This window comes from Eubacterium sp. BIOML-A2 (genome assembly GCF_009680135.1).
Classification (GTDB): Bacteria; Bacillota; Clostridia; order Lachnospirales; family Lachnospiraceae; genus Faecalicatena; species Faecalicatena contortus_B.
On the sequence record NZ_WKZK01000008.1, the window covers coordinates 40,070 to 64,163 of the forward strand.

22 protein-coding genes and 1 pseudogene are annotated in these 24,094 nt (G+C 46.8%); 11 read left to right on the forward strand and 12 right to left on the reverse strand.

What is annotated here, in order from left to right:
• Positions 1 to 103 precede the first annotated feature (103 nt).
• Positions 104 to 1,420, reverse strand: a complete 1,317-nt coding sequence (locus tag GKG43_RS04685) for an extracellular solute-binding protein (RefSeq protein WP_050639442.1) — start codon at positions 1,418 to 1,420, stop codon at positions 104 to 106.
• 251 nt (positions 1,421 to 1,671) lie between these two features.
• On the opposite strand from GKG43_RS04685, the gene GKG43_RS04690 reads away from it, so the two are divergent.
• Positions 1,672 to 2,019 (forward strand): hypothetical protein, encoded by a 348-nt coding sequence (locus GKG43_RS04690; protein ID WP_055151583.1) that lies wholly within the window; start codon positions 1,672 to 1,674, stop codon positions 2,017 to 2,019.
• A gap of 193 nt (positions 2,020 to 2,212) precedes the next feature.
• Positions 2,213 to 2,494 (forward strand): annotated as a pseudogene (rhuM, locus tag GKG43_RS04695) (RhuM family protein); the annotation flags it as partial.
• Between the two features lie 36 nt (positions 2,495 to 2,530).
• On the opposite strand, the gene GKG43_RS04700 reads toward rhuM, so the two are convergent.
• Together GKG43_RS04700 and GKG43_RS04705 are read right to left on the reverse strand one after the other, a co-directional pair.
• Positions 2,531 to 3,277, reverse strand: coding sequence for a response regulator (locus GKG43_RS04700; protein ID WP_055151586.1), 747 nt, complete (start codon positions 3,275 to 3,277; stop codon positions 2,531 to 2,533).
• A complete protein-coding gene (locus GKG43_RS04705) occupies positions 3,252 to 5,294 on the reverse strand; it encodes a histidine kinase (RefSeq protein WP_055151589.1) in 2,043 nt (680 codons plus the stop codon). Before GKG43_RS04705 ends, GKG43_RS04700 begins: the two co-directional genes overlap by 26 nt.
• 681 nt (positions 5,295 to 5,975) lie before the next feature.
• Between GKG43_RS04705 and yaaA the strand changes: the two genes are divergently transcribed.
• The gene (yaaA, locus tag GKG43_RS04710; RefSeq protein WP_055151591.1) at positions 5,976 to 6,773 is read left to right on the forward strand and encodes a peroxide stress protein YaaA; all 798 of its coding nucleotides are present in this window, start codon (positions 5,976 to 5,978) and stop codon (positions 6,771 to 6,773) included.
• 11 nt (positions 6,774 to 6,784) lie between these two features.
• Here the strand turns inward: yaaA and GKG43_RS04715 are convergent, their stop codons facing one another.
• The 7 genes from GKG43_RS04715 to GKG43_RS04745 all read right to left on the reverse strand — a co-directional run bounded on the left by GKG43_RS04715 (position 6,785) and on the right by GKG43_RS04745 (position 13,786).
• A complete protein-coding gene (locus GKG43_RS04715) occupies positions 6,785 to 7,360 on the reverse strand; it encodes a cyclase family protein (RefSeq protein WP_055151593.1) in 576 nt (191 codons plus the stop codon).
• Positions 7,357 to 7,821, reverse strand: a complete 465-nt coding sequence (locus GKG43_RS04720) for a YaiI/YqxD family protein (RefSeq protein ID WP_055151595.1) — start codon at positions 7,819 to 7,821, stop codon at positions 7,357 to 7,359. Before GKG43_RS04720 ends, GKG43_RS04715 begins: the two co-directional genes overlap by 4 nt.
• 1 nt (position 7,822) lies before the next feature.
• Positions 7,823 to 8,650 (reverse strand): AmmeMemoRadiSam system radical SAM enzyme, encoded by an 828-nt coding sequence (gene amrS / locus GKG43_RS04725; protein ID WP_055151597.1) that lies wholly within the window; start codon positions 8,648 to 8,650, stop codon positions 7,823 to 7,825.
• Complete coding sequence (gene amrA / locus GKG43_RS04730; protein WP_055151600.1) at positions 8,643 to 10,028, reverse strand: AmmeMemoRadiSam system protein A; 1,386 nt, start codon at positions 10,026 to 10,028, stop codon at positions 8,643 to 8,645. Before amrA ends, amrS begins: the two co-directional genes overlap by 8 nt.
• Positions 10,029 to 10,123: 95 nt before the next feature.
• On the reverse strand, positions 10,124 to 11,434 hold the full coding sequence (locus tag GKG43_RS04735) for an amidohydrolase (protein WP_050639431.1): 1,311 nt from the start codon (positions 11,432 to 11,434) through the stop codon (positions 10,124 to 10,126).
• Between the two features lie 210 nt (positions 11,435 to 11,644).
• Entirely contained in the window at positions 11,645 to 11,824 is a 180-nt protein-coding gene (locus GKG43_RS04740; protein WP_055151603.1) for a hypothetical protein, read from the reverse strand.
• Positions 11,825 to 11,899: 75 nt separating this feature from the next.
• Positions 11,900 to 13,786, reverse strand: a complete 1,887-nt coding sequence (locus tag GKG43_RS04745; protein ID WP_055151606.1) for an AAA family ATPase — start codon at positions 13,784 to 13,786, stop codon at positions 11,900 to 11,902.
• Between the two features lie 75 nt (positions 13,787 to 13,861).
• Between GKG43_RS04745 and GKG43_RS23660 the strand changes: the two genes are divergently transcribed.
• The 7 genes from GKG43_RS23660 (at position 13,862) to GKG43_RS04780 (ending at position 19,986) form a co-directional block, all read left to right on the forward strand.
• Positions 13,862 to 14,050 carry a Fic family protein gene (locus tag GKG43_RS23660; protein WP_334291933.1) on the forward strand — a complete coding sequence of 63 codons (189 nt, stop codon included), beginning with the start codon at positions 13,862 to 13,864 and terminating at the stop codon, positions 14,048 to 14,050.
• A 392-nt stretch (positions 14,051 to 14,442) separates the two neighbouring features.
• Entirely contained in the window at positions 14,443 to 16,107 is a 1,665-nt protein-coding gene (locus GKG43_RS04755) for a propanediol/glycerol family dehydratase large subunit (protein ID WP_050639428.1), read from the forward strand.
• 11 nt (positions 16,108 to 16,118) lie between these two features.
• Entirely contained in the window at positions 16,119 to 16,790 is a 672-nt protein-coding gene (locus GKG43_RS04760; RefSeq protein ID WP_050639427.1) for a propanediol/glycerol family dehydratase medium subunit, read from the forward strand.
• Positions 16,791 to 17,183 carry a diol dehydratase small subunit gene (locus GKG43_RS04765; protein WP_025654177.1) on the forward strand — a complete coding sequence of 131 codons (393 nt, stop codon included), beginning with the start codon at positions 16,791 to 16,793 and terminating at the stop codon, positions 17,181 to 17,183.
• Positions 17,180 to 18,997, forward strand: a complete 1,818-nt coding sequence (locus GKG43_RS04770; protein WP_129878794.1) for a diol dehydratase reactivase subunit alpha — start codon at positions 17,180 to 17,182, stop codon at positions 18,995 to 18,997. Before GKG43_RS04765 ends, GKG43_RS04770 begins: the two co-directional genes overlap by 4 nt.
• Complete coding sequence (locus GKG43_RS04775) at positions 18,994 to 19,323, forward strand: glycerol dehydratase reactivase beta/small subunit family protein (protein ID WP_055151614.1); 330 nt, start codon at positions 18,994 to 18,996, stop codon at positions 19,321 to 19,323. The genes GKG43_RS04770 and GKG43_RS04775 overlap by 4 nt, the downstream gene beginning before the upstream one ends.
• 96 nt (positions 19,324 to 19,419) lie before the next feature.
• On the forward strand, positions 19,420 to 19,986 hold the full coding sequence (locus GKG43_RS04780) for a cob(I)yrinic acid a,c-diamide adenosyltransferase (RefSeq protein ID WP_050639424.1): 567 nt from the start codon (positions 19,420 to 19,422) through the stop codon (positions 19,984 to 19,986).
• Positions 19,987 to 20,099: 113 nt separating this feature from the next.
• Here the strand turns inward: GKG43_RS04780 and GKG43_RS04785 are convergent, their stop codons facing one another.
• Positions 20,100 to 21,227 carry a PD-(D/E)XK nuclease family transposase gene (locus GKG43_RS04785; protein WP_055151620.1) on the reverse strand — a complete coding sequence of 376 codons (1,128 nt, stop codon included), beginning with the start codon at positions 21,225 to 21,227 and terminating at the stop codon, positions 20,100 to 20,102.
• Positions 21,228 to 21,651: 424 nt separating this feature from the next.
• Here GKG43_RS04785 and GKG43_RS04790 point away from each other — a divergent pair, with 424 nt between their 5' ends.
• Entirely contained in the window at positions 21,652 to 22,530 is an 879-nt protein-coding gene (locus GKG43_RS04790; RefSeq protein WP_129878796.1) for a LysR family transcriptional regulator, read from the forward strand.
• Positions 22,531 to 22,757: 227 nt separating this feature from the next.
• Here the strand turns inward: GKG43_RS04790 and GKG43_RS04795 are convergent, their stop codons facing one another.
• Complete coding sequence (locus tag GKG43_RS04795) at positions 22,758 to 23,762, reverse strand: carbon-nitrogen hydrolase family protein (protein WP_129878798.1); 1,005 nt, start codon at positions 23,760 to 23,762, stop codon at positions 22,758 to 22,760.
• Positions 23,763 to 24,094: the final 332 nt, after the last annotated feature.

Here is a 24,094-nt window from a genome sequence, read left to right on the forward strand (position 1 = left end):
TATCAAAAGGCTGCAAAATTGTACGGTTTTACGTAAGCCCAATTTTGCAGCCTCTGAATCGACGTAACCGTTCACGCAAGCCTAAACTGTCACGAATCATCAACTAATCTAATGCATCCGCATACTTGTTAAATGCATTGTCAAAATCCTCAATTAATTTCTTGTGGTCTTTTGTACCGGAATTCAGGTACTGTACAGTAACTTTCCATGATTCCGCATCAAATCCGGCCGGCTCATATGCATAATAAGTAAAGACTGTTTTCTCATCCTGCAGATATGTCTGCAGAATCTCGGATGCTTCATCTAATTCAGGCTCCGCTGTAGCATTAGCTGTTGGAACACCGATTTCATCATAATAGTAGCCGCCGCCGTTTTCCGGGTTCAGAAAATATTCCATAAACTGATTGATCGCATCAGCTTTTGCCGGATCCTCCTCGGATGCCGCTAATACATTGATTACAAATCCGTACTGTTTCGGGAACAACAAGTCTTCTTTATCCTCGGAAATCGGAAGTGGGAACATCCCCATTTTGATATCCGGATTCAGTTCTCTGATCTGGAGAATCGACCAGTTGCCCTGCAGCATCATGGCTGCATCCCCTTTCGCAAAAGCGGCGTATTGTCCCGACACATCTGTATCAAACGGCCTGTCCTGTGTATTGTCTGCTACCAGATCCAATACGTCAAACGCCTGATCGATACCCGGCTGGTCAAAGGTCCAGTTTCCTTTCTTATAGTCATCCCCTAACTCTACCGCAGCCGGCGTCAGGATGGAGGATGCCCCATATCCCAGGAACTGGCCAATGGTCCATTCTGTTGCATAGCCCGCGGCAAACGGAGTGATCCCGGATGCTTTTAACTTCTCTACGCAGTCTTTTAATTCCGAAACTGTCACCGGAACGTCCGCAATGCCTGCTTGTTCAAATAACTCCTTATTGTAGAAAACGCCCCATGCCTGCGTATCCATCGGGATTCCATATACCCCGTCCTCAATCGTGACCGTATCCAGTTCTGTGTCCCGGATGTATTTCATGAAAGGCTCATCCTTGATATCTTTGATATATCCTGCATCTACATAACTGGCAAGTTCAAATCCCTGCAGCTGGCTTGTCAGATCCGGCGCATCGTCGGCCGCCAGCCGGGTCATCAACTCCTCGAGATGGTTTGTGCCGGTTGCATTGAATGTAACGTGAACCCCATCCTGGCTGTTATTGAAGTCTTCAACAATACGGCTGAATATCTCCGTCCTGTTCGGATCCCCGAATAAAAATTCAAGCTCTACCGGTTCACTTGATTCCTGTTTCTGGGCGCCGCTGCTGTCTGATGTACTGCCGCTTCCCTTTTGGGCGCATCCGCCTGCAGCCAGCCCCGTGATCATCGCGAGTGCAATTCCCAATGATAATAATTTCTTTTTCCTCATTTGTCCTCCTCCTTTTGGTTTCGCTTTGTTTTGTTATTATTATCATATATTTAACTCCTTATGAAATACATAGACAATATCGACTGTTTTTAGGACAAAACTGACAATGCAAAAAATTATCAAATCATTCATCATTTTTTGTTGATAATTTGGTATACTGAATTTATTGAAGGCAGGCAATGTGGGGATTCTTTATACTTCAAGCGAATGATAACTAATTGAAAAAACATTAGAAATTGCAGAGGTGAGTTATGTTTAATGAAATATGTATCTATGAAGCTAAATTAACCAAGTTAGATGAAATAGAGACGCTTATGAAGGAAGTAGCTGAATTCTATCTGAAACAAGACGGTGTAATTGATGTTCATTACATAAAACGCACTCACCGCCAAAAAGATTTTAATTCGGTTAAAGAGGGGGAATTGCCTATTCGTCTTACAAGAAATGTAGGTAAGGTGACATATGTTTTATACTGGGTATTGGAAAATGAAGAAGTTCATGCAAGGGTATCTAAGCTTGGTATAGAGAAATTTTATAAACGTTGGAATCGATGCCTAACCACAATGCCTAAAATAATTCTGGGCGAGAATGTCGTCTAACATATAACTTAGAATTGTCCCGAATTTGAGAATGAGAGTTATATTTTAAGAATGATAACAAAAGAGGCATATAAATGAGCAATGAATGATACAACCTCAAGATTCCGACATTATTATGTATCAGACGGTAGATGGTTTAACAAAAATAGATGTACAGATGAGCACTGAAACTGTCTGGCTCACCAGAGAACAGATGGCTGAACTGTTTCAAAGAGACAGAAGTGTAATTGGCAAGCATATAAGAAACATTTTTAATAAGGGTGAATTACGAAAAGAATCAGTATGGGCAAAATTTGCCCATACTGCGGAAGATGGTAAAACCTATCATGTGGATTACTATAATCTGTATTTCATTATTTCTGTCGGATATAAGATAAAATCTCTGCGCGGTACACAGTTTCGCATATTGGCAAATTCCGTTCTGAAGGAATATTTGCTCAAAGGCGTTGCCATGAATGACGATCTTTTGAAAAAAGCAGGCGTTAATACAACAAAGAGTGAAAATTATTGCTTACCCGCCATCCATAGATATAGGAGCCTTATCCCCTTCAAGAATAAACTGCTTTGGAGATACCCCGCAGTATTTTTTAAATACCCGGCTGAAATAGCTGCAATCGTGATAGCCAACAAGCTCTGCTGCCTCCGCAATGTTATAGCCTGCCGCCAGATATGCCTTTGCCTGTGCAAGCCTTACCTCGTTTATGTAACTGGTAATATTTACTCCATACTTTTTCTTAAATAGCCTGGACAATACATCCTTATTCATGTAGTACTCCTGAGCCAGGCTGCTCAGTGAAATATCCCGGGCATATTCCGCATCGATCCGTTCCCTTATCTGCCCGACAATATCTTTCCTGCGCTCAATACCTGCTCCGCCGCTCTCGTCTGCGTGCTGCTCACAGATCTTTTTCAGTGCCTGGTTCAGTTCATTCCGGTTAATTGGTTTTAAGATATAATCTACCGCGCCATATTTTAAAGCGATTCTGGCATATTGAAAGTCATCATAACCGCTGATGACGATAACCGACGGATTCATCTTTTCCTCCGCTATAAACTTCAGAACCTGGTCTCCGGAACAGCCGGGCATTTTCATGTCCAGCAGGATCACATCCGGGGTCTTAGTCTTGATTAATTCAACAGCCTCTAGCCCATTCTGTGCCTCTCCAACAATCTCCATATTGTTTTCTTCCCAATTACCAATCAGGCGTATTGTCCGACGGATAATCCGTTCATCATCTGCAATTACTACTCTCAGCATCTGCCTTCCCTCCTGGCACCTTAATCTTCACTCGAATACCGCCTCCGTCCCGCTGTTCAATACTTACCCCATATGCCGGGCCAAATTGCTGCCGGATACGTTCGTTAAGGTTCACCAGCCCTTTTTGCTCGTATCCATTCGCTGGCGCCCCTCCTTTGCTATTCAGCATATTCTGAATTTCCTTTAACCGTTCAGTCTCAACGCCATCGCCGTTGTCTTCAATATAAAATTCACACACCTTATTTTTCAGCTTTAGCTGAAAATCCGCCCCGCAGGGGCCTGAGATACGAGGTGCCCTTGGGGATACCTTATTTTTTAGCTTTAGCCGAAAATTCGCCCCGCAGGGGTATGAAATACGGGGTGCCCTTGGGTATACCTTATTTTTCAACTTTGCTGATACACCGCCCGCAGGGCTTGTGTTACGGTATGTCCTTGGGTATACGTCTTCTCTAATTATATCATAAATACAGATATGAACTGCTTTTGTAGTTTTTTCCATCCCATGCTTGATGGCATTTTCTACAGGAAGCTGTAATGTAAACACCGGAACCAGCATATCCAGAGCCTTTTCCGAGAGTTTAATCTCCAGGCTGATCTTATCACCAAACCGGTATTTTTGAATGTCCATATAATCCCGGACAATTCTGACTTCTTCGGATACCTTCACAATGCTCTTGCTGTTGTTAAGACTGTATCTTAAAATCCCGCTTAGTGCATTGTTAATCTCCTCGATCTCCAAGACATTATTCTCAATTGCAATTCCGCTGATTGTCTGCAAAGTATTATATAAAAAATGCGGGTCTAACTGCGCCTGCAGCGCCTCTAATTTGGCCTGCTTTTCCTGAATCTGGCTCTGATATTCCGATTCGATCAGGGTATTGATTCTCAGATTCATTTTCTCAAAGCTGGAATAAAGGGTTCCCACTTCATCGCTTCTCTTTGCCAGCAGCGGCTCCTCGTAGCTTTCCCCCTGTTTATAATGCCGCATGGTACCTGCAAGATTCTCTATCGGCTTCATAGTACGATTGATTATATAGTATAAAACCAGGATTCCCAGGCCGAAAATCATAAGCACAAGTATGCAGTTGCTGATAAACTGTGTTTTAATCCCTTTCATAATCTGGTCTTCCGGCACAATCTTTACCATTGTCCAGCCTTCATTTTGGGATTTATCCGCGATTACAATGCATTTTTTATTATCGATCTTCTGTCTGAACCAATATCCGGATTCGTCATGAATACTGACTGCATCCTTTAAGCTGTTCAGCGCTTTCTCCTCCCGCTCTTCGCTGTCGTAGATTAACTGAAGGTCATTATCAAATATTAATAACTCTTCCTCCTCGCTGTTAAACTGTCTGTAAAGTGTATCGAGCCTGCTCTTATTGATATTTACGGAGATAACAAAATAATAATCGTCATTCTTTAAAGGATACTGTATATATCTGGAAAAGCAAATGATATCTTTCTCATCGTACCGGATTTCTTTTGACACCGTTACCGCCAATGCATTACTCGTTTCCGCCGCAGTATACCAGGGCATCTCTTCCAGATCATGACCGTTTAATATGTACAGCGTATTCTCCGTTGATTTAATAGGAATATGGTTAAACGAAACTTCATCCATTATATAAAATTTGTTTGATGCACTGGAATATAAATAAATACTGTCGATATCGCTTGCCGAATTATATTTACTTGCAAGAATATTGTATATCTGGTTATCTTCGCTGACCGATTCCTCTCCGCCGCTTTCCCAGAATATTTTATCATAAAACATTTCTTTTGATGCAACAGATAAATCATCCACGATCCCGGAAAAGTAATTTGTGTTTGCCTGATGTAATATCTGCATATTATTTGATATAATTTCTTCTTCTCTGGAATGATACATGTATAAATACATCAGACAGACTATGATGATCTGTATGAAACAGATGATTCCTATTACGAAAATAATCTGGTTGACTAGTTTGCCTTTGATTAAACGGAGATACAGCTCCTTGGCTTTGCTTAACATGACCTCACCTCCTGTGGATCTCTGAATCATATTTTAGCAGAAAACTTTTTGAAAAGCGAGTCTGGGGGAAAAGGATATTTTAGCATTGAGTTTCTAACTTTAAAATGTTAAACTTTTTTGAGAAGGTAAAAAATATGGGAGATATTAAGAACATATTGTGCGGTATATTGAATTTATAAAGAGCAAAAGACAAGACAAAGAATCGGTCTGTTCTAAATAACATTCTCTAAAAGAACAGCCAAGTTTTTACACACCACAGGACTGGGGAGAAATATCCTGATCGGATCATTTGTTCTAATACAGCACATTGACAATAATATACTTAATAAGGCAGCCGGGGACGTGCTCCCACCTGTTCCGAGTCTTGAGGAAGGGGTGGTGCTTATGTACGTTACATATGATAACCTCTTTACATTTGTGCTGATGATTATTGCAATTATCACCCTTGTAAAAAGTTTCTATGACAAACATAAAAAATAGCCGTCCTACCCTCAGAAAGTAAACGGCTATTTCTTAATATCTTTCGCCGGGGTGGGTGAGGTGCATTCACCCTCCGGCTGTCTTGTTAAGTATATTATAGTCAATATTACGGATTCTGTCAATTATATATCTTCCGCTTATTCCAAACCACCCGCACCGTGGATGAATAAAGGAGAATATAGCTCATACGAGGTTATTGAAATGTTAAAGATTATTATTTCACCTGCTAAAAAAATGAACCTTATAGATGAATTTAGTTTTAAGCTTACGGATCCGGTCTTTCTGGAGGAAACCGGATATCTACATACGCTTTTGAAGGGGATGCCGCTGGAAGAACTGCAGACATTGTGGCATTGCAGCGACAGGCTTGCCAAACAGAATTATGAACGTCTTCATTCTTTCTCTCCGAATCGTGCTTCCAGCCCTGCACTGCTTGCTTACGAAGGAATCCAGTATCAGTATATGGCTCCACAGGTTTTTTCGGATTCGCAGTGGGATTATGTTTCTGATCATCTTTATATTTTATCCGGGTTCTATGGAATTCTGAAGCCTGCCGACCGGGTGATCCCTTACCGCCTCGAGATGCAGGCTAAATTAGAAACAGAGGAAGCACGGGATCTTTATCGGTTCTGGGGCAGCAGGATGTATGACTTATTGACCGGGAAAGACGGGGAATCTGATTCTGTTCAGATCCTGAATCTGGCTTCTGCCGAATATAGTAAAACGATTCTGCCATACGTCAGAGCGCCGCATTCTCAGGTGACCTGCATTTTTGGTGAGATTATAAATGGGAAAGTAAAGATGAAAGGTACTCAGGCGAAGATGGCGCGCGGAGAGATGGTCCGCTGGATGTCTGAACAGTACATAGAAAATATTTCCGAGATACGCAGGTTTGATCGATTGGATTATCGTTTTCATCCGGAACTTTCCTCGGAGACGGAATATGTTTTTCTGAAGAATCCGGCACCTGAATGCCAGACAGATGATATGATGATATAAAAGCCTGCTATTCAAATACCTTCTATCAGCACCGCCCGGCACGGGGCTCCGTCGCATCCGCCCAGCTTTAACGGCTGGGCGCACAGAAAGTATTCGTCGCACTCCACGTCACACAAATACAGGCCTTCCAGTATGGCCATTCCTGCACCCAGCAGGATTTTATGCACTCCGGCCGGCGAATCTTCGGGGCCCACGGTCAGGCTTTCTACACCTGTCAGCTCCATGCCCGCCTCCGCAAATACTCTGGCCGCATCCTCCGTGAAAACAACGCTGCCTTTCCATAATACCTTTTTCTCTTTCCCGGCTATGATCTTCCCCGCCTGCTCTGCGTCCAGTATGCCGTCATATTCTACGACACTGCACGGGCCCATAACCTGCTCCAGCAGAAGCTCGTCAACTGCCCTGCCCTCATCCAGAAAATGTCTGGGGGCATCCATATGGGTTCCGTTGTGTACACACATTTTCAGGTATGTGAGATTACACGCGTCTCCGGTTCTCACCTGCATCAGACGCTCATATTCAGGCGCCGGGTCTCCGGGATATACGGCGGAGCCAAATAATTCCCTCGAAATGTCATAGAACTTCATTCTGTTTCTCCCGCCTCCTTCTTTCCTTTCACAATCAGCCGTTTGAGGGACGCCCGGAAGCGGTCATCATCCTCCTGCGTCCGCTTTTTCGGCCCTTTGAGATGATTCTTCCTGGTCTTTCTCCTGACCTCTTTGGCTATATGCCGCTCAAACATCATCTGATCGATATTCTCCGCTGTATACCATTTTCCGCTCTGGTGGATCGGGAATACGCCCTTTCCGAGGCACATGGAGGCCACACCATAATCCTGCGTCACTACAATATCTCCTTTTTCCGCCATAGTAACAATTTTAAAATCAGCGGAGTCCGCGCCTTTTTCCACCGTTACAACCTGGCTGTAATCTGAATGGAACAGGTGTGCCGTGTCACAGACCAAAATGACCGGAAGCTCATTCTGCCGCGCTTCGGCTTCCACGATCCCGATCACCGGACAGGCATCTGCATCTACTATTATTTTCATATTAACAATTCCCCACAAATACATTTTTCAGATACTTACGCGCCGTTTCTGCAAGAAGGTACACCCGGCCTATATCCGTGGGCCCTCTGTTTTCCATATGATATCGTGGAAAGAAACGGGTTACGTGCAGAGGAATCTCCCCGTCTAAAGATGCGATCCACTGCGCTTCCTCTTCCATTTCCTCCAGGCTGTCATTTTCTTCCGGCACAATCAGCGTTGTGATCTCTACATGACAGGATGCTGCCGCATGCCGGATAAACGCCTTCACCGTCTCCAGATCGCCCCCCAGCTTCCGGTAATAGTCCGCACGAAACCCCTTCAGGTCAATATTCATGGCATCCGTAAACGGCAGCAGCTCTTCCAGCACTTCCAGAGTTGCAGAGCCATTGGTGACAAGAACGATCACCATCCCCGCTTCTCTCACCAGCTTTGCCGTGTCCCTCACATACTCCCAGCCGACCAGCGGTTCATTGTAGGTGAACGCCACGCCGATATTGCCGGCAGCTTTATACTCCAACGCTTTTTGGGCCAGCTCCTTCGGTGAAATATACAATGCGCCCGCAGCGGCCTCATCCGCCATGGATATCTCGTAATTCTGGCAGAAAGGGCACCGCAGGTTGCATCCATAGCTGCCCACCGATAAAATCCTGCTCCCCGGGCGGAACATTTTCAGCGGTTTTTTCTCGATCGGATCCAGGGCCATGGAGGTTACCCGGCCGTAGTTACCGCATATGACCGCTCCATTTTCATTTTTTCTGGCCAGACAGAATCCGGTCTGCCCCGGCCCCAGACTGCAATGGTGCATACATACCTGACAAGCTTTATTCATGCCGAACCACCTCAAACCGCTCCAGGCGTACCTCTTCGTCCCTGCCGATGCCGGCCTTTCTCTTTGCGATATCAATCTGCTCCTCCACGGTATCCACGCCTTCCAGATTCGGAAGCAGAAGCCCCCGCTTTTGCCCTTTTGACACGATAACCCCATATCGTTTTACATCCAGCTCATCCGGGGCAGCCACCGGCTCTGTCTCCCCCAGTACGTCCACGCTGATTACAAGCCTGTCCAGTTCTTCCGGCTCCACCGCAGGAAATCTGGGATCCCTGGAGGAAGCGCTGATTGCATTGTCTATGATTTCCTCAGCAAGCGAGCTGCGTACTGCCTGAATGGTTCCGATACAGCCCCGAAGCTGCCCGTCTTCCTTGATTGACACAAAAGCGCCGGCCCGCTGGCTGTACAGTTCCCGGGGCAGCCCTTTTGGCGCCTGTATCTTTCTGCCTGTGCGCACATATTCCTCTATCGTACGCCTCGCAAGCTGCACATAGGCATCCTCCTGTTCCCGCTTTTCCAGAATCCGGGCTTTTTCCTCTGCCTCAAACTGCGCTTTAAACTTCCGCTCAGAATCCTGCCCGAAGGGCACATAAGCGCACACACCGTAGCCGACGCCGAAAGGCCCCTCGTAAGAAAGCCGCTCTGCCGCGACCGCCATCCCATCCAGAGCCCCGGCCATAATTGTAAATGCTCGGTGTCCGCATTCTCCCGCATTTTCACAAAAGTCTTCGGAAAACTCCAGCAGCTCCTCAAATGCGCCTCTGCCCATCACATCCATGATCCGGGCGTCGTACTCCGGGCCTTCCTTTTGATAGCCATAAGGCCCGTCCGCCTTCAGCCGGTGTGACAGATCTCCGCTGGCAATCAGTACCGTCTTTCTGCCCAGGTGTTCTATGGTCCTGCCGATATATTGCCCCAGCTCATAATGTCTGATCAGCGGGAATCCCGAAAGCCCTATTCTTACCAGTTTGTATCCTGTCCAGTACCGGTTCACAAAATACAGGGGCACCATAGTACCATGATCCAGGCACTTATCCCGCTCTCCCAAGGTTCCTGCCGGCAGTTTTCCAGCCTTAGCCAGGCTGCCCAGATACGCTGTGAACTCTGTATCATATGCAGCTTCCAGCTTCACCTGGCCTGCCCCAAACTGGCCAAAGTCCCCTTTCGCCCCCTCTCCGGGTGAAATATGAAAGTAATCCGCATACATGACCTGATGGGGCGAAATCAATACGATCGTCTCCGGCTGCAGTTCCCCGATCCGCCGGGCGACCTTCTCATATGCATCCACCGTGCTTTGAATCTTATGCTCCTCACCTCTGCCGATGTCCGGTACGATCAGCGGCGGATGCGGAACCATAAATGCCGCCATAATTCCCATAGCGCTCCCTCCTTCTGATTTGTCGAAACAGTTCAGGCGGGCCTGAACCGTTTCCATTTGTCTGCTTTCTCTTTTTTCCGTTACGATATTCCTATTTATTCCCCGGCCTTATCATCCGAAAAATCCCTCCATACCTGTTCCAGCCGCCCGGGTTCTCTCATCAGCATCCAGCCGCCAAGCGCCATGCACTCTGCCACGTACAGCATCCCTTTCTGCCCGATACTCATCCCCGCCTGGGCCGTTGTGGTCCAATGGTGAAGCGGCGTACCTTTACACATCACCGCCGCACTGAGCATCACCGTGGGCACGGTGTGGCTCACATCCGATACGTCAGTTCCGATGTTCAGAAGTACCGGTTCCTCCTCCAGAGGCTCCAGCTCTGTAAAATAAACGCCGTCGTTTTTTAGTCCTGCCGCTTCGCTTATGTTACGGGCAAACTCCAGCTCTTCCTCCGTATGCTCCGGAAGGGGAATCTGTTCCATGGCCTCGTAAAACAGTTCTGCCAGCGCCCGGTTCACCTTCATCTCCCTGTTGGAGGTCACAAGCTCAATCTCGACTCTCGTCCCTGTCATCAGAGCCGCCCCGCGTGCGCAGTCATCCACCCTGCGGGAAGCATCCTCCGTCCGGTCCCTGCGGCCGGAACGGATAAAATAATTGGTGGATGCATAGTCAGGCACAATATTTGCCGGACCGTCAGTATTTGTGTAAGTATAATGCATCCGCACATCATCCGCCACATGCTCCCTCAGATAATTGACCCCCACATTCATCAGCTCCGCGGCGTCCAGGGCAGAGCGCCCCAGTTCGGGATGTTTGGCGGCATGGGCTGCCGTACCGTAAAACGCATAGTTCTTCACGTCCTGGGCCTGCCAGATATCGTAGCTTACCCGGTTTCTGTCAAAAGGGTGCCATGTGACAGCAGCGGACAGATCGTCAAAGACACCCGCCTCATTCATTTTGATTTTCCCGATGACAATCTCTTCTGCAGGGCAGCCGTATACCCGGATCGTCCCTTCCACGCCCGCAGCTTCCATCTGCGCCTTCAGTGCACAGGCTGCTGCCGCACAGGCCGTTCCCAGAAGATTATGCCCGCATCCATGCCCCGGACCGCCGTCGGTGCGGCACTCCGAAACCGGTTCCTGTCCAAGCCCCGGCAGGGCATCGTACTCCGCCAGATATCCGATGACCGGCTTATTGCTACCCCACTGTGCTATAAAAGCGGTTTCAAATCCTGCGATCTTCCACTGAATGGAAAATCCCTGTTTTTCCAGAAAAGCGGCCAGCCGCCCTGAAGAATAGACCTCCTGCCCGGACAGTTCCGGATGGCGGAAAATATCATCCGCTGTCTGTATCATTTCCTCTTTATTCTGTTCAAACCATACTTCCCATGCTTCTGCGCTTTTCATTCTGCCTCCCTTGAGTGTGTCATAAAACTGCTTGCTGCAAGATGTTGTCCCAGTTTACGTGGTATTTACTCGTAACAGTTCAGGCAAGCCCGAACTGTTACGCATCCAGCCCATTTAAATTCGCCTGCGGCGAGGGGCTGGATGCCTGCAGCCACTATGTTTTCGTACGATCTGCGCAGTAAATGCGCAGACCTCTTTGAACTGTTACATTTACTCCGCAATGCTGTACTGCAGATATTCGTACAGCAGCCGGCTCCCTTCCCGAATCTCCGGCGGGAGAAGTGCCCTGGCCACCATCTTTGGCTCCGCCGCCGGGTCTGTCTCGTCAATTCTTCTAAGCATTGCATAATCTCCGTCGATTTTCTCTACGATATAAAAACATGTCAGCATCGTTTCCTCCTCCTGTTGTACGTTTCCCTTTGAGTATATTTGAGCTACTGCAGGAACTTAACGTGATTTTTTGTTTCAAACACGGTTCGCCCCCACAGGGCCCTGTAAATTTTTCTTTCTGCTCTCAAAATAGATAAACCGGTCAATGGCGTCCAGGATATCCCGGAAGTCCTCTCTTGGGGCCAGCTCGATATATCTGGTCAGCAGCTCCTGTTCCTGCTCCCGGTATCTACCGTAAAAAATGTCATACAGATTGTGGCCCCGCATGTATACACGGATTTCTTCCATATGGTTTTTCACATCATCCACACAGGCTATCTCTCTTCCCAGTACCTCCGTGAGTTTCCTCCCGCTCCGGATTCTGTAGAGATATTCTTTCCATTTTTCCAGAAATATCTCATAGAATGCCTCTTCTGATTCTATGACGCCAAGTTTTGCCATGATCTTTGGATTCAGAAAATAATTTTCAAATGAATAGTAGTGCAGAATCAGTACATTCCGCGGGGTAACCCGGGGGAGCTTATCCGCGTCCTCCGTATTTCTCTCTTCATAGTAGCGGCAGAGCTGCCGTTTCAGCTTTTCCGGATCCTGGCCGTCCCCGTCCCGGATCATCAGAAACTGATCTTTCAGATAGATTTGGTTCATATACTTCAGGTTCGCATAGGTCTTGATGTTCGTACAGCTGTTCGTTGTGATAATGGCGATTCTGGAGAGATTTCCTTCCTCGTCGTATGTCTCTGAATAATATTTTTTAATCAGCAGGGGCAGCCGGCTTTTGTCCTGTTTGCCCTCCACGATAAATACAAAGTTCACATTCATCAGGTCATTGGCCGTATAGCCCAGATCGTCCAGTATTGCGCTGATATCGGTCTTCTCCCTGATTGCTGAACAGCCGTCTTCCCCCAGCACTATCTGCCGAATCTGCCTGCTGCTGAAGTTCGGAAGCAGATTCGGGGAGTGGGTGGAGAACATCACCTGATTTTTCCGGGACAGTCTGTACAGGATCTCACCCGATACCTTTTGCAGCTTCGGATGCAGGAAAATCTCCGGCTCCTCCACCATCACAATGCTGGGAACCCGGTCCGCCCCTTCCGCATAAGTTTCCAGAAGAGACAGCATATAGACGCTGCGCATGCCCTTCCCCATCTGCGATACCGGCCGGTTCGCTCTCTTCTCCCTGCCCCGGATCTCTGCGGTCACCAGAAGCATCCTTTCTACGTCCCTGTTCATAGAATAGATAATCTCATCCTGCCCGCCGTTTTTCCGGAAGTTCTCATTCACCTTCCCCGCGAAATCATTCAGATTCAGCTGATAAAGTTTGTAATCCAGCAGCTTTGCCGCCTCAAAGGCATCCAGCTCTTCCGGTTTTTTCTGGTTAATCAGACCGATGCACGCAAAACAGTGGCTGCAGAGCTTTGCCTGGTCGAAAATGCAGCAGCCCGACCGCATTCTTTTCAAAAGCGCATCCTCCTGCAGCATCAGCAGGTCCCCCTGAAGCTGATTCAGGTCTCTCTGTGTGTCCATGTAATATATCTGTGGAAATACTTCCTTTATATATGGGTTGTTCTTTTTTACGCCGTCACTGTAGCGGATACGCCCGTCTTTATTGGCCACAAACTCAAAGGTCAGGATGCCCTTATCATCGAAGGAAGGCAGCTTCCTCCTAAAATCCGCCTCCCATGCTCCGAAGCGCCTGTACTGGCTGACCACCCCATTTTTCTGCAGGCGGATCAGATCTTCTTCCAGAAATTCCAGAGAGACAAACACTTCGATATTCGAGTTGTTCTCCTGAAAATCTTCCGGCTGGATCCGGTAGGAGCCTCCCACCGCGCGGACAGCATCCAGCACGGCTGTCTTCCCGGTATTATTCTGCCCCACCAGAATCAGGGCATTGTCAATATTCTCGATGTACATGTTGCGGATGGATTTAAAATTTCTGATCCGCAGACTGGTAATCCGCATTTCAGGCACCTCCCTTCCACAATTTATTATATATATGCTACTAATATGTGCTTAAGTTTTCTGCAATTTATATGATTGTATTTTAGCACATTCATTCCTATAAATCTACTTACCTTCTTAGGGCCTGCGCATTCAACGGGATCGATTCAGCAGAAAGCTGCACGCCTCGGCTTTGACCTTGTAAAAAATCACGCTTTCGTTGATGGAAATAAACGAATTGGCGCACATGCCATGCTCGTGTTCCTTGCCCTCAACCGAATTTAGCTGGAGTACACGCAGGGAGAGCTGTCCGATACGATTTTGAAAATTGCTTCAAGCGAACTATCCTTTGAAGGATTATTAAAATGGATACTGGATCACCAGCTTTAATAAAATAGCCACTCGTAAGAGTGGCTATTTTTATGCCCTTGGACACGCTCTGGACATGAAGCCTTGCATAGCACTCCCTGCTCAAAGTAACGAAGTTACTCCCGTCATGAGTTCCACCTACTAAATATCATAACTTAGCCATCTCCTTGTTGATTCTTGTGGTTTTCATTGTTTTTTTGTGGCTTTTCATGGATTTTTCTCAATATTTCATTGCTAATTCCCTGTGATTGTTGTATAATAAAGGCACTGTAGACTATCTGGAATCTAATTCCTTAGGAGAAGAGAAAATGAAGAGATCAAAACGTATTGAAACACTGGACCGCCGTCCGGTTAATATGGACGGTTATATTAACGAATGGCCGGAGATGGGTTTTGCAGCGATGAACAGCCCGTATGATCCCAAGCCTTCCATTAAGATTGAAAATGGCAGAATTATAGAACTGGACGGAAAGAAAAGAGAAGATTTCGATTTTATAGACCAGTTTATTGCGGATTATGCCATCAGCATCCAGAGAGCCGAGATGTCTATGACTATCCCGTCCCTGGATATCGCCAGAATGATTGTGGACATCCATGTATCCAGAAAAGAGATTCTGGAGATTGTAAGCGGCATCACCCCCGCCAAGATGGTCGAGGTGCTGAACTGCCTCAACGTTGTAGAGCTGATGATGGGTATGCAGAAGATGCGCGCGCGCAGAACTCCCGGCAATCAGGCCCATATTACCAATCTGAAGGACGACCCGGTTCAGATCGCAGCGGACGCCGCAGAAGGAGCCCTGAGAGGATTTGCAGAGGAAGAGACCACCATGGGTGTTGCCAGATATGCACCCTTAAGCGCTATGGCGCTCCTGATCGGATCCCAGGCCGGACGCCCCGGTGTTCTGACGCAGTGCTCCGCCGAGGAAGCCACCGAACTGGAACTTGGTATCAGAGGACTGACTACATATGCGGAGACACTTTCTGTGTATGGGACAGAAAAAGTATTTATTGACGGGGACGACACTCCTTACTCCAAAGCATTTTTGAACTCGGCATACGCTTCCCGCGGTCTGAAAGTACGCTTTACTTCCGGCTCCGGCTCCGAGGTGCTGATGGGTAACAGTGAGAAAAAATCCATGTTGTATCTGGAATGCCGCTGTCTTTACGCCACAAAAGGTGCTGGCAGTCAGGGGATCCAGAATGGTTCTGTCAGCTGTATCGGGGTACCCGGAGCTGTTCCGGGAGGAATCCGGGAGGTGATGAGCGAGAACCTGGTTGCTGCACTGCTGGGCCTGGAATGTGCATCCTCCAATGACCAGAGCTTTTCCAATTCGGATATGCGCAGAACCGCAAGAACTATGCTCCAGTTCCTGCCGGGAACCGATTTTATATTTTCCGGCTATGCGGCAGAGCCCAACTACGACAATATGTTTGCGGGTTCTAACTTTGATGCAGAGGATTTTGATGACTATAACGTTTTGCAGAGAGATATGCAGGTTGACGGCGGACTCCGCCCGGTCACGGAGGAAGAAGTCATCCAGGTCAGACGCAAAGCCGGAAAGGCCGTACAGGCCGTGTTCAAACAGCTGGGGCTTACGCCTGTCTCCGACGAACAGGTGGAGGCGGTCACCTATGCCCACGGAAGTAAAGACACGCTCCCCCGGGACGTAACGGCAGACCTGATGTCCGCCGAGGACGTACTCAAGCGCGGCATTACCGGCGTAGATGTGGTAAAGGCCCTTGCAGAATCCGGCTATCGGGATCTTGCGGAGAGCGTCCTGAATATGCTGAAACAGCGCGTTGCGGGCGACTATATGCAGACCGCTGCGATCCTGGACAGAGATTTCCATGTGCTCTCCGGCGTTAATACACCGAATGACTACATGGGCCCCGGTACAGGCTACCGTGTCGAGGGCAAACGCTGGGAGGAAATCAAAAAGATTCCTCATATTATCAATCCGCAGGATATATAGGAGGAAAGAGCATGCAGATGAATGAAGATTTAGTAAAACAGATAACAGATGCTGTCCTCGCTGAGATAAAGCAGAAAAAGGACGCCGCGCCTGCACCGGCTGCCGTGCCCTCTATGGCAGGACGCGAAAGAATCAATGAAATAAAGACATCCTATGCGTCTTACCCAAGGGCCGCAAAGGGGTCAGACCCCAAGGAAGTCGTCATCGGGGTCGGCGCTGCATTTCAAAAAGAAATTTTGAAGACGATCTGCGGCATCCCGCTGGACGATGTATTGAAGAACGTGAAGGCAGGGATTGAAGAGGAAGGCATGGTGCCAAGGGTAGTAAAGATCCTGGACACCTCGGATGTATGTTTCATGGCCCTGGAGGCCGCAAAACTGTCCGGCTCCGGCATTGGCATCGGTATCCAGTCAAAAGGAACCACCGTCATCCACCAGAAGGATTTGTACCCGCTCTCCAATCTGGAGCTTTTCCCCCAGGCGCCTCTGATGGATCTGGACACTTACAGAAAGATCGGTAAAAATGCCGCCAAATATGTAAAAGGGGAACAGGTTGTTCCCATCCCCTGCACCAACGATCCAATGTCCCGTCCTAAATACCAGGTCAAGGCTGCCCTGATGCACATAGCCGAGACGGAACAGCTGGACCCTGAAGTCGGAATAATCGAATGGGAGGTAAAGTAGATGCAATACCCATTAGGAGAACACGAAAAAGAAAAGATTACATCCAGGACCGGTAAAAAGCTGACTGATATTACGCTGGATGAAGTGATGAAAAACCGCGTTTCCGCCGATGACATCAAGATATCAAAAGAGGTGTTAAAAGCACAGGGACAGGTTGCTCGGGAGGCCGGCAATGATCCCATGGAAAAGAATTTTGAGCGCGCGGCCGAACTGGTCGATGTACCGGATGATGTGATTTTGAAAATGTATGATAAGCTGCGCCCCAACCGTTCTACAAAGTTAGAACTGGTTCTGATGGCACAGGAGCTTCTTGAAAAATATAACGCAAGAAACTGTGCGCGCCTCGTTATGGAGGCCGCAGAAGTTTATGAGAAAAGAGGGATTCTGCTTTGAGTTATATCGCTGGAGTTGACATTGGGAATTCTACAACTGAAGTCTGCGTCGGGGAAAGTGCGTCCGACGGCACGATTCACTTTCTGACAAGCGCCTCCTGCCCCACCACCGGGACGAAGGGAACTGTCGCGAATACCCATGCCATCAAAGCGGCTCTGAAGCAGGCCATGGGCAGGATCGGAAGGGAGATCAGCGACATTTCTTTGATCCGGCTGAACGAGGCCGCGCCCGTGATCGGTGATACTGCGATGGAGACTTTGACAGAGACTATCATAACGGATTCCTCCATGATCGGGCACAATCCTTCCACTCCTGCAGGAGCCGGACAGGCAGTAGGGGAGATTCTCCTGATTGAGAACCTGTCCCGCGGGATACCCGGTACACAATATATTGTCGCGGCTCCCCAAACCTATTCTTATGAGGAGGTGGCCGCAATTCTGAATCAGGCGGCCGATACGCTCGATATTGTGGGAGTGATCCTGCAGGCAGACGAGGCTGTCCTGGTAGAGAACCGGCTGCGCAAAAAGCTGCCGATCATTGATGAAGTTGCACGTATCGACAAACTTCCGGACAAGGTTATGGCTGCAATCGAGGTGGCGCTTCCCGGACAGACTGTTCGGATGTTGTCCAATCCCTATGGTATTGCCACTCTTCTGAAGCTGAATGCAGAGGAAACCCGCACTGTCACACCGATCGCCAAGAGCCTGATCGGAAAGCGCAGTGCAGTGGTACTGAAGACTCCGGGCGGAAATGTGCGTGAAAATGTACTCCCTGCCGGAGAGATTTATCTGGATGGGGAGCACAGCACCTCCGTGAATCTGGATGAAGGAGCAGCGAAGATCATGCAGGCGGTGTCTGAGGCAGGCAGTATCCGTGATATCAGCGGACAGCCGGACACCAACGTGGGGAATATGTTTGCCCGTATCAGGCAGGGCATGGGGAATTTAGATCATACCCCCGAAGCGGATATCCATATTACGGATGTACTGGCAGTTGACACTCTGGCCCCGGTTCTGATCTCCGGCGCCCTGGCAGGGGAGACCTGCCTGGAAAAAGCGGTTGGCATCGCTGCCATGGTAAAGACACGCCGCCTTCCTATGAAGGAAATCGCCGAAAAACTGAAACTGGAACTCGGAACAGATGTAAAAGTAGCCGGCGTGGAAGCGGTGATGGCAAGCCTCGGAGCTCTTACAACCCCTGGCACTCAGCTGCCCCTGGCTATTCTGGATATGGGCGGAGGTTCTACCGATGCCGCAGTCATTTCCAGGGAGGGACAGGTTACCATGACCCACCAGGCAGGAGCCGGGGAACTTGTTTCCATGCTGATCGAGACCGAGCTGGGCCTGGGCGACAGGCATATGGCGGAACAGATTAAAAAATACCCTCTTGCCAAGGTGGAAAGCCTGTTCCACATGCGGATGGAAAACGGGCAGATGACCTTTGTGGAGGATTCCATTGACCCCCGCTTCTATGGACGGGTTATCCTGCTGGCAGAAGATGGATTTATCCGCATAGAGCAGGATATTCCGATGGAAAAGATTGTTCAGGTCCGCCGCGATGCTAAAAAGAAAGTTTTTGTCACAAATGCGTTCCGCGCTCTGAAAAAAGTAGCTCCGAACCATGATTTAAAGAATATTTCTAATATAGTACTGGTCGGAGGTTCTGCCGAAGACTTTGAGATCCCTGAAATGCTGATGGAAGAATTCGTCGGTTACCGTATCGTATGCGGCCGGGGAAATATCCGCGGCACAGAAGGACCACGCAATGCCGTAGCCACCGGATTGGTACTTTCGTATGCAGGAGAAGAAAAATGATAATAAAAAGACCTTCTATTTTCATATATGTTAATAACCCGGATGCCGTCTTTCTCAGGGATGTTTGTGCCGGTATTGAAGAAGAAGGGGTATTTTATGAAATAAAGGAAATGGAAACCGCTTTGCCTGACGAACTGGCATGGAATGCTGCCAATGATTCCATGCTTGGCTCCGGAGTCGGAATCTCGGGAAAAGGGATTGCCATGCAGATGCGGGGCCTTCCAAAAGGCCGCAATACCGAGAGTTACCAGAATCCCACCCCAATGCAGTGCAGGAAACTGGGGGCAAACAGCGCCCGCGCCGTCAAAAAGCTGGCTTTCAAATAGGCTGCAGCTTTAGACGCTGTGCCGGATTGCATCAATATGGTAACAGTTCAAGCCTGTCTGAACTGTCACTCTATATGAATAAAAGAGGAGAAAACCATGAAAATTTATACCAAAAACGGAGATACCGGAAAGACTTCTCTTATGAATGGAATCAGTGTCTCCAAATCAGATGACCGTATAGAACTGCTGGGGACAATCGATGAATTGAGCAGCCATATCGGTCTGGCCAAAGTCATTGCCAGCCAGCCTCTGCAAGACCGCCTTTCACAGATTCAGAAAGCGCTGATTCAAATGATGGCTGGAATTGCAGATCCGCGTAATCTGGATTACCGTTTTACAAAAGAAGAGACATTTATGCTGGAAGAAGAGATTGACCGGCTGGAGGGTCTGTTTCCACGCGCTAAGGAATTCGTACTTTATGGGGGATGTGAGCTGTCCGCGAGACTGGATGTTGCCAGGGCGGTTGCCAGAAGGGCAGAACGCCGTTTCCGCAAAGTAGCCCAGAACTATGGCGCAGACAGCAAGGCTATGCAGTATATCAACCGGCTTTCAGATTACCTGTACATTACCGCGCGGTATGCGGACTATAAAGCCTCTGCTGAACCCGATGAAGGGCTCCGTCAGGAAGTCGTTAAAAATGTTATGAAAAGCCTTGCGAAATAGCAGGGCTTTTTTAATTGCGGATTCGTATCATCTCCTGTCATGCCCCCATAAAAATTGTTATTATAAAGTAAAACGAATTGAGGAACACAAGATTCCCAATCCGTATAAAATACCTATTTCTGATTCCTCATCAAAGTTTCAAGCATATTTTTCAGTTCTTCAATTTGTTTTCTCTGTGTTTCATTTTCTTTCTTCTGTTCTTCATACGCACTCTGCTGCTCTTCCCGTACTTTTCTCTGTTCTTCGTATGCATTTCTCTGTTCTTCGTATGCATTTCTCTGCTCTTCGTATGCTTTCCGGAGATCAGCTAATTCCATTGCCAGAACTTCATTCTCCTTGTTTAAGGTATCCAGTTGTTCCTGCTGCTCTTCGATCATATATTGGACTGTATTTCTATCCAGTTCCAGTAATTCTTCTGAAAACATATTCATCACTCCTTCAACATTACGGCATATTTCGTAGATTTTCCCATACAATTCCCTAAAATCCGGATATTTTTCAATGATCTCCATAATCCGTTCCGGCCGGTCATCACTCAAAAAGCTAAGCCATGCATCCAGTTTCGTTTCTATAGCTTTATTTTGCTTGGTTTCCTTAAAAATGTCAAGTGGAATTAAAACATACTCCTGGAGCATATTCATCTTTAGTCCCGTGTTAAATACCTGCTTCGCCCGGTGAATATAAGTGTGTTTTATCTCATGAAATTCAGAAGTACTTTTTTCGAAGAAAATTATGGTATAGACCGTTTTAATATCTTGATATGTAAACTTCTTTTTCTTCTGGCTTCTCACTCTTTTATATTGCCTGAGGAGCAAATCTGCAGAATAACATGCACCCCGCTGCCCTGGAAATGCATACCCTATTTTCTGTATCTCAATATTGGCGAGGCTGCCATCCTCCAATTCCACAACAATGTCCATGATCAGCAACGTGTTTTCATCTGCAATTCTTGCCGACTCATTCGGCAGTAACTGATGGATCTTTACCTTCTGTTCGAGCAGTAAGGATAGCAGTTCTTCCAAACGTTCCGCATGTAATTCAGGGTTCATAATCTCCTTAAAAAAAGAGTCGTACGTCATTTTAACCCCTCTGGCTCCTGTGCAGAAATCCAGAAACTCTTCCTGAAGTTCCTCCCCCCACTGATCAAACTGATAAGCTGACACAGGATTGATTCGTATATCGTTCATCACCTCCTCCCGTGTTCTGATCTGTGGAAAATAATCTTTTAGCCCTTTCTTCATAGGCAATCCCCTTTCTTATTATGTTGTATTCATTCACGGAATCTGTCTCGAATATGAAACGCCGGGATGAGATATCGAACGGCCAGATTTGGCTGAAATGCCTGCCGTTTTGATGTTTTTAGAATAGCACGTTTATGCGTGCGGTTCAAATTAAAATAAAATAAGAATATTAAAATCCTGTAAAATATGTAACAGTTTAGACAGGCTGAAATTAAGTCCGAAAACTTTAGGCTTATCGACGGGCGGGAATACTTAATGACAGGAATCGCTAATACTGCAGCTCGTTGCTAGTGTCAAAGTACTGTTACACCATTGCAGACCATATATCTTTCCATATTGACTTTTCGATACATTCAAAGTACAATAATTTCCAAAGTGAAGGTATTTCACCTAAAAAATACGTATTTTTTAAGGAGAGCCCTTTATGGATACAAAAGATATGAAAATATTTAGGTGTGTATACGAGGCAGCCAGTATTAGTCAGGCAGCGCAGATCGTATACATGACACCGCAGGGAGTCAGTAAAATTATTCAAAAGCTGGAAAACGAACTTGGCCTTACTCTATTTAAACGGACTTCCAAAGGAGTCGTACCGACACGCTATGCAGATCAATTATATAGCAAATCTTCCACTATCCTTGATATGTTTTACTCTATCTCCACAGATATTCAAAGTGATACCGCACTTGCCAGAGTGAGCGCTGCCTTTTCTTATGGTGTTATGGCCTATTTTGGTTTCAACCTTATAGAACAATTCCAAAAGAGCTTTCCGTCTATACATCTGGATTATATAGAAGACACCGATCATAAGATTGAATCAATGATAGCGCAGAATCAAATAGATCTTGCTGTTATAGGAATGCCTATGAAAATAGACCAATATGATTGCCAATATCTATTTTCATGCAGGCATGTCGCCGTTATTAACAAGGATCATCCATACGCAGATAAAGATTTCATATCCTATCGGGACCTAAATGGACAGGACCTTGCACTTATTGGGCGGCAATTTAACCCATACCACCACAATATGCAGCGCTTTCTGCAAAAACAGATTCAACCAAACTCCGTCACCGAGACCAGTGAAATATCTTACACCCACTTTTTTGCATCACAAAATAAAGGCATTGGCCTCTCGGTTGATTTTGCGGCAAGAGAACATCCTTATGAGAATACAGTGATCGTTCCCTTTGAGGATTCCTCTTGCACCTGGGATGTCTGCATCATTTTTAATAAAACTACTATTTCCACAGAGGCTTGTCAGAAATTCTGCCATTTTATTCAGAATTTCACATCACACTAGAAGGATAAAAGTAAGTTAATCCACTTCAACTCCACCCTGGATTCTTATGAAGGGCTTACATCCTTAGCGCACCACCGCGATGCTGATTTTCGGCTATTTGCTTAACCTTAGCATGAACTTCCACAAAAAGTTTTTCTGCTCTAAAAAATTTCAGAGGAATTTCCCAGATTAGAAAAAAAGGCAGGATATCTCTGCTCTGAAGATATCCTGCCCTGATTATCACTATCTTACTTTAATTCATCAAACTGAATTTCGTTATAAGGTATCACCTTCTGTTCCGCATCTCCCACAATATTTACCGCCTTATGTACAGATTTGTCCAAAGTCATACGCAGGAAGCCCGGTGTAGAGTACGTCCCAGCCGTATCAATAATATAGCGTCCTGATATATAAGCGCCCAGATCAATATCCGCATAGCATATTCCTTCCTCCTCCGGCTCCAGGTGCGTCCCGATGTCGGTACCGTTTGGAGCAATAATCTTGGTCATACCGTATCCCAGCTTCATCGTTGCTCTGTGTGCATCTGTCTCACAGATGCGATCCGCCTGATCCTCAGTCCAGATCATAGACGCAAGCAAATAAAAAACCTGATTGGTAACCGCATAATAAGTCGCTGCCGCATGTGTCTGTTCGGTTGCAAACATATTATTCGGATCCCACATGGCAATGGGCCAGGAACCACAATGAATCTGTTCGTGCTGACCGCCCATAGCCGCTACATTCAAAGGAATAAAATGCTCCCAGCACTGCAGCCCGCCCATATTTCCATACTCCGTGTGAAATACCGGCATCAGGCTTCCATCCCCGTCGCCCCAGATTGTTTTTTCCTGGCTGGTAGCCTTATTCTTACGATGCTTTCCGATCAAGTCCCCATTCGGATTAAACCAAAGCTGAGTCAGATACAAAGAGCCGCCTTCCCGTTCCGTAACGGAAACGCAAACATACATCTTATTTCTCTTGGCCGCCTCACTAATCTCCTGAACGCTCTTTCCGGGAATTTCCACCGCATTATTATAAAACTCAACAAAATACTTCATCCCATAATCCGGCCCGTCCATCCAGACCCAATAGGGGTATCCAGGAATCCACGCTTCCGGAAAATTAATAAGTTTTGCCCCGTTTTTACCTGCCTCGTCAATAAAATCACATGTCTTCCTTACCGTTGCCTCCAGATCCAGCAAAATCGGCGCTGCTTGTACCGCTGCTGCCTTAAACTTAGGATACTCTTTCATTTTCTCTCCTCCTTGTCATGCACAGTTGCATTTTTATAGTGTAAGTTTAGCATACAAAAAAACAAAAGAAAATCAATTTTCAGTTATCGGGCTTAAATAAATAATTGAGGGAAACTTTTACTATTTATTAGTTACTTGGACTCCCCAATCCTATTATTTCCATTTACCATATAATCGTATATAATAGAAGTAGTTTAACGTAAGACGCAAGTATAAAATAAGTGGCGCAAATTAAAAAACTATATTGATTGTATCACTTTTCTTGCATAGACAGATCAATTATTACGCCTGACGGCTTCATATATATGTATTATATCTTAAATACAAAGGAA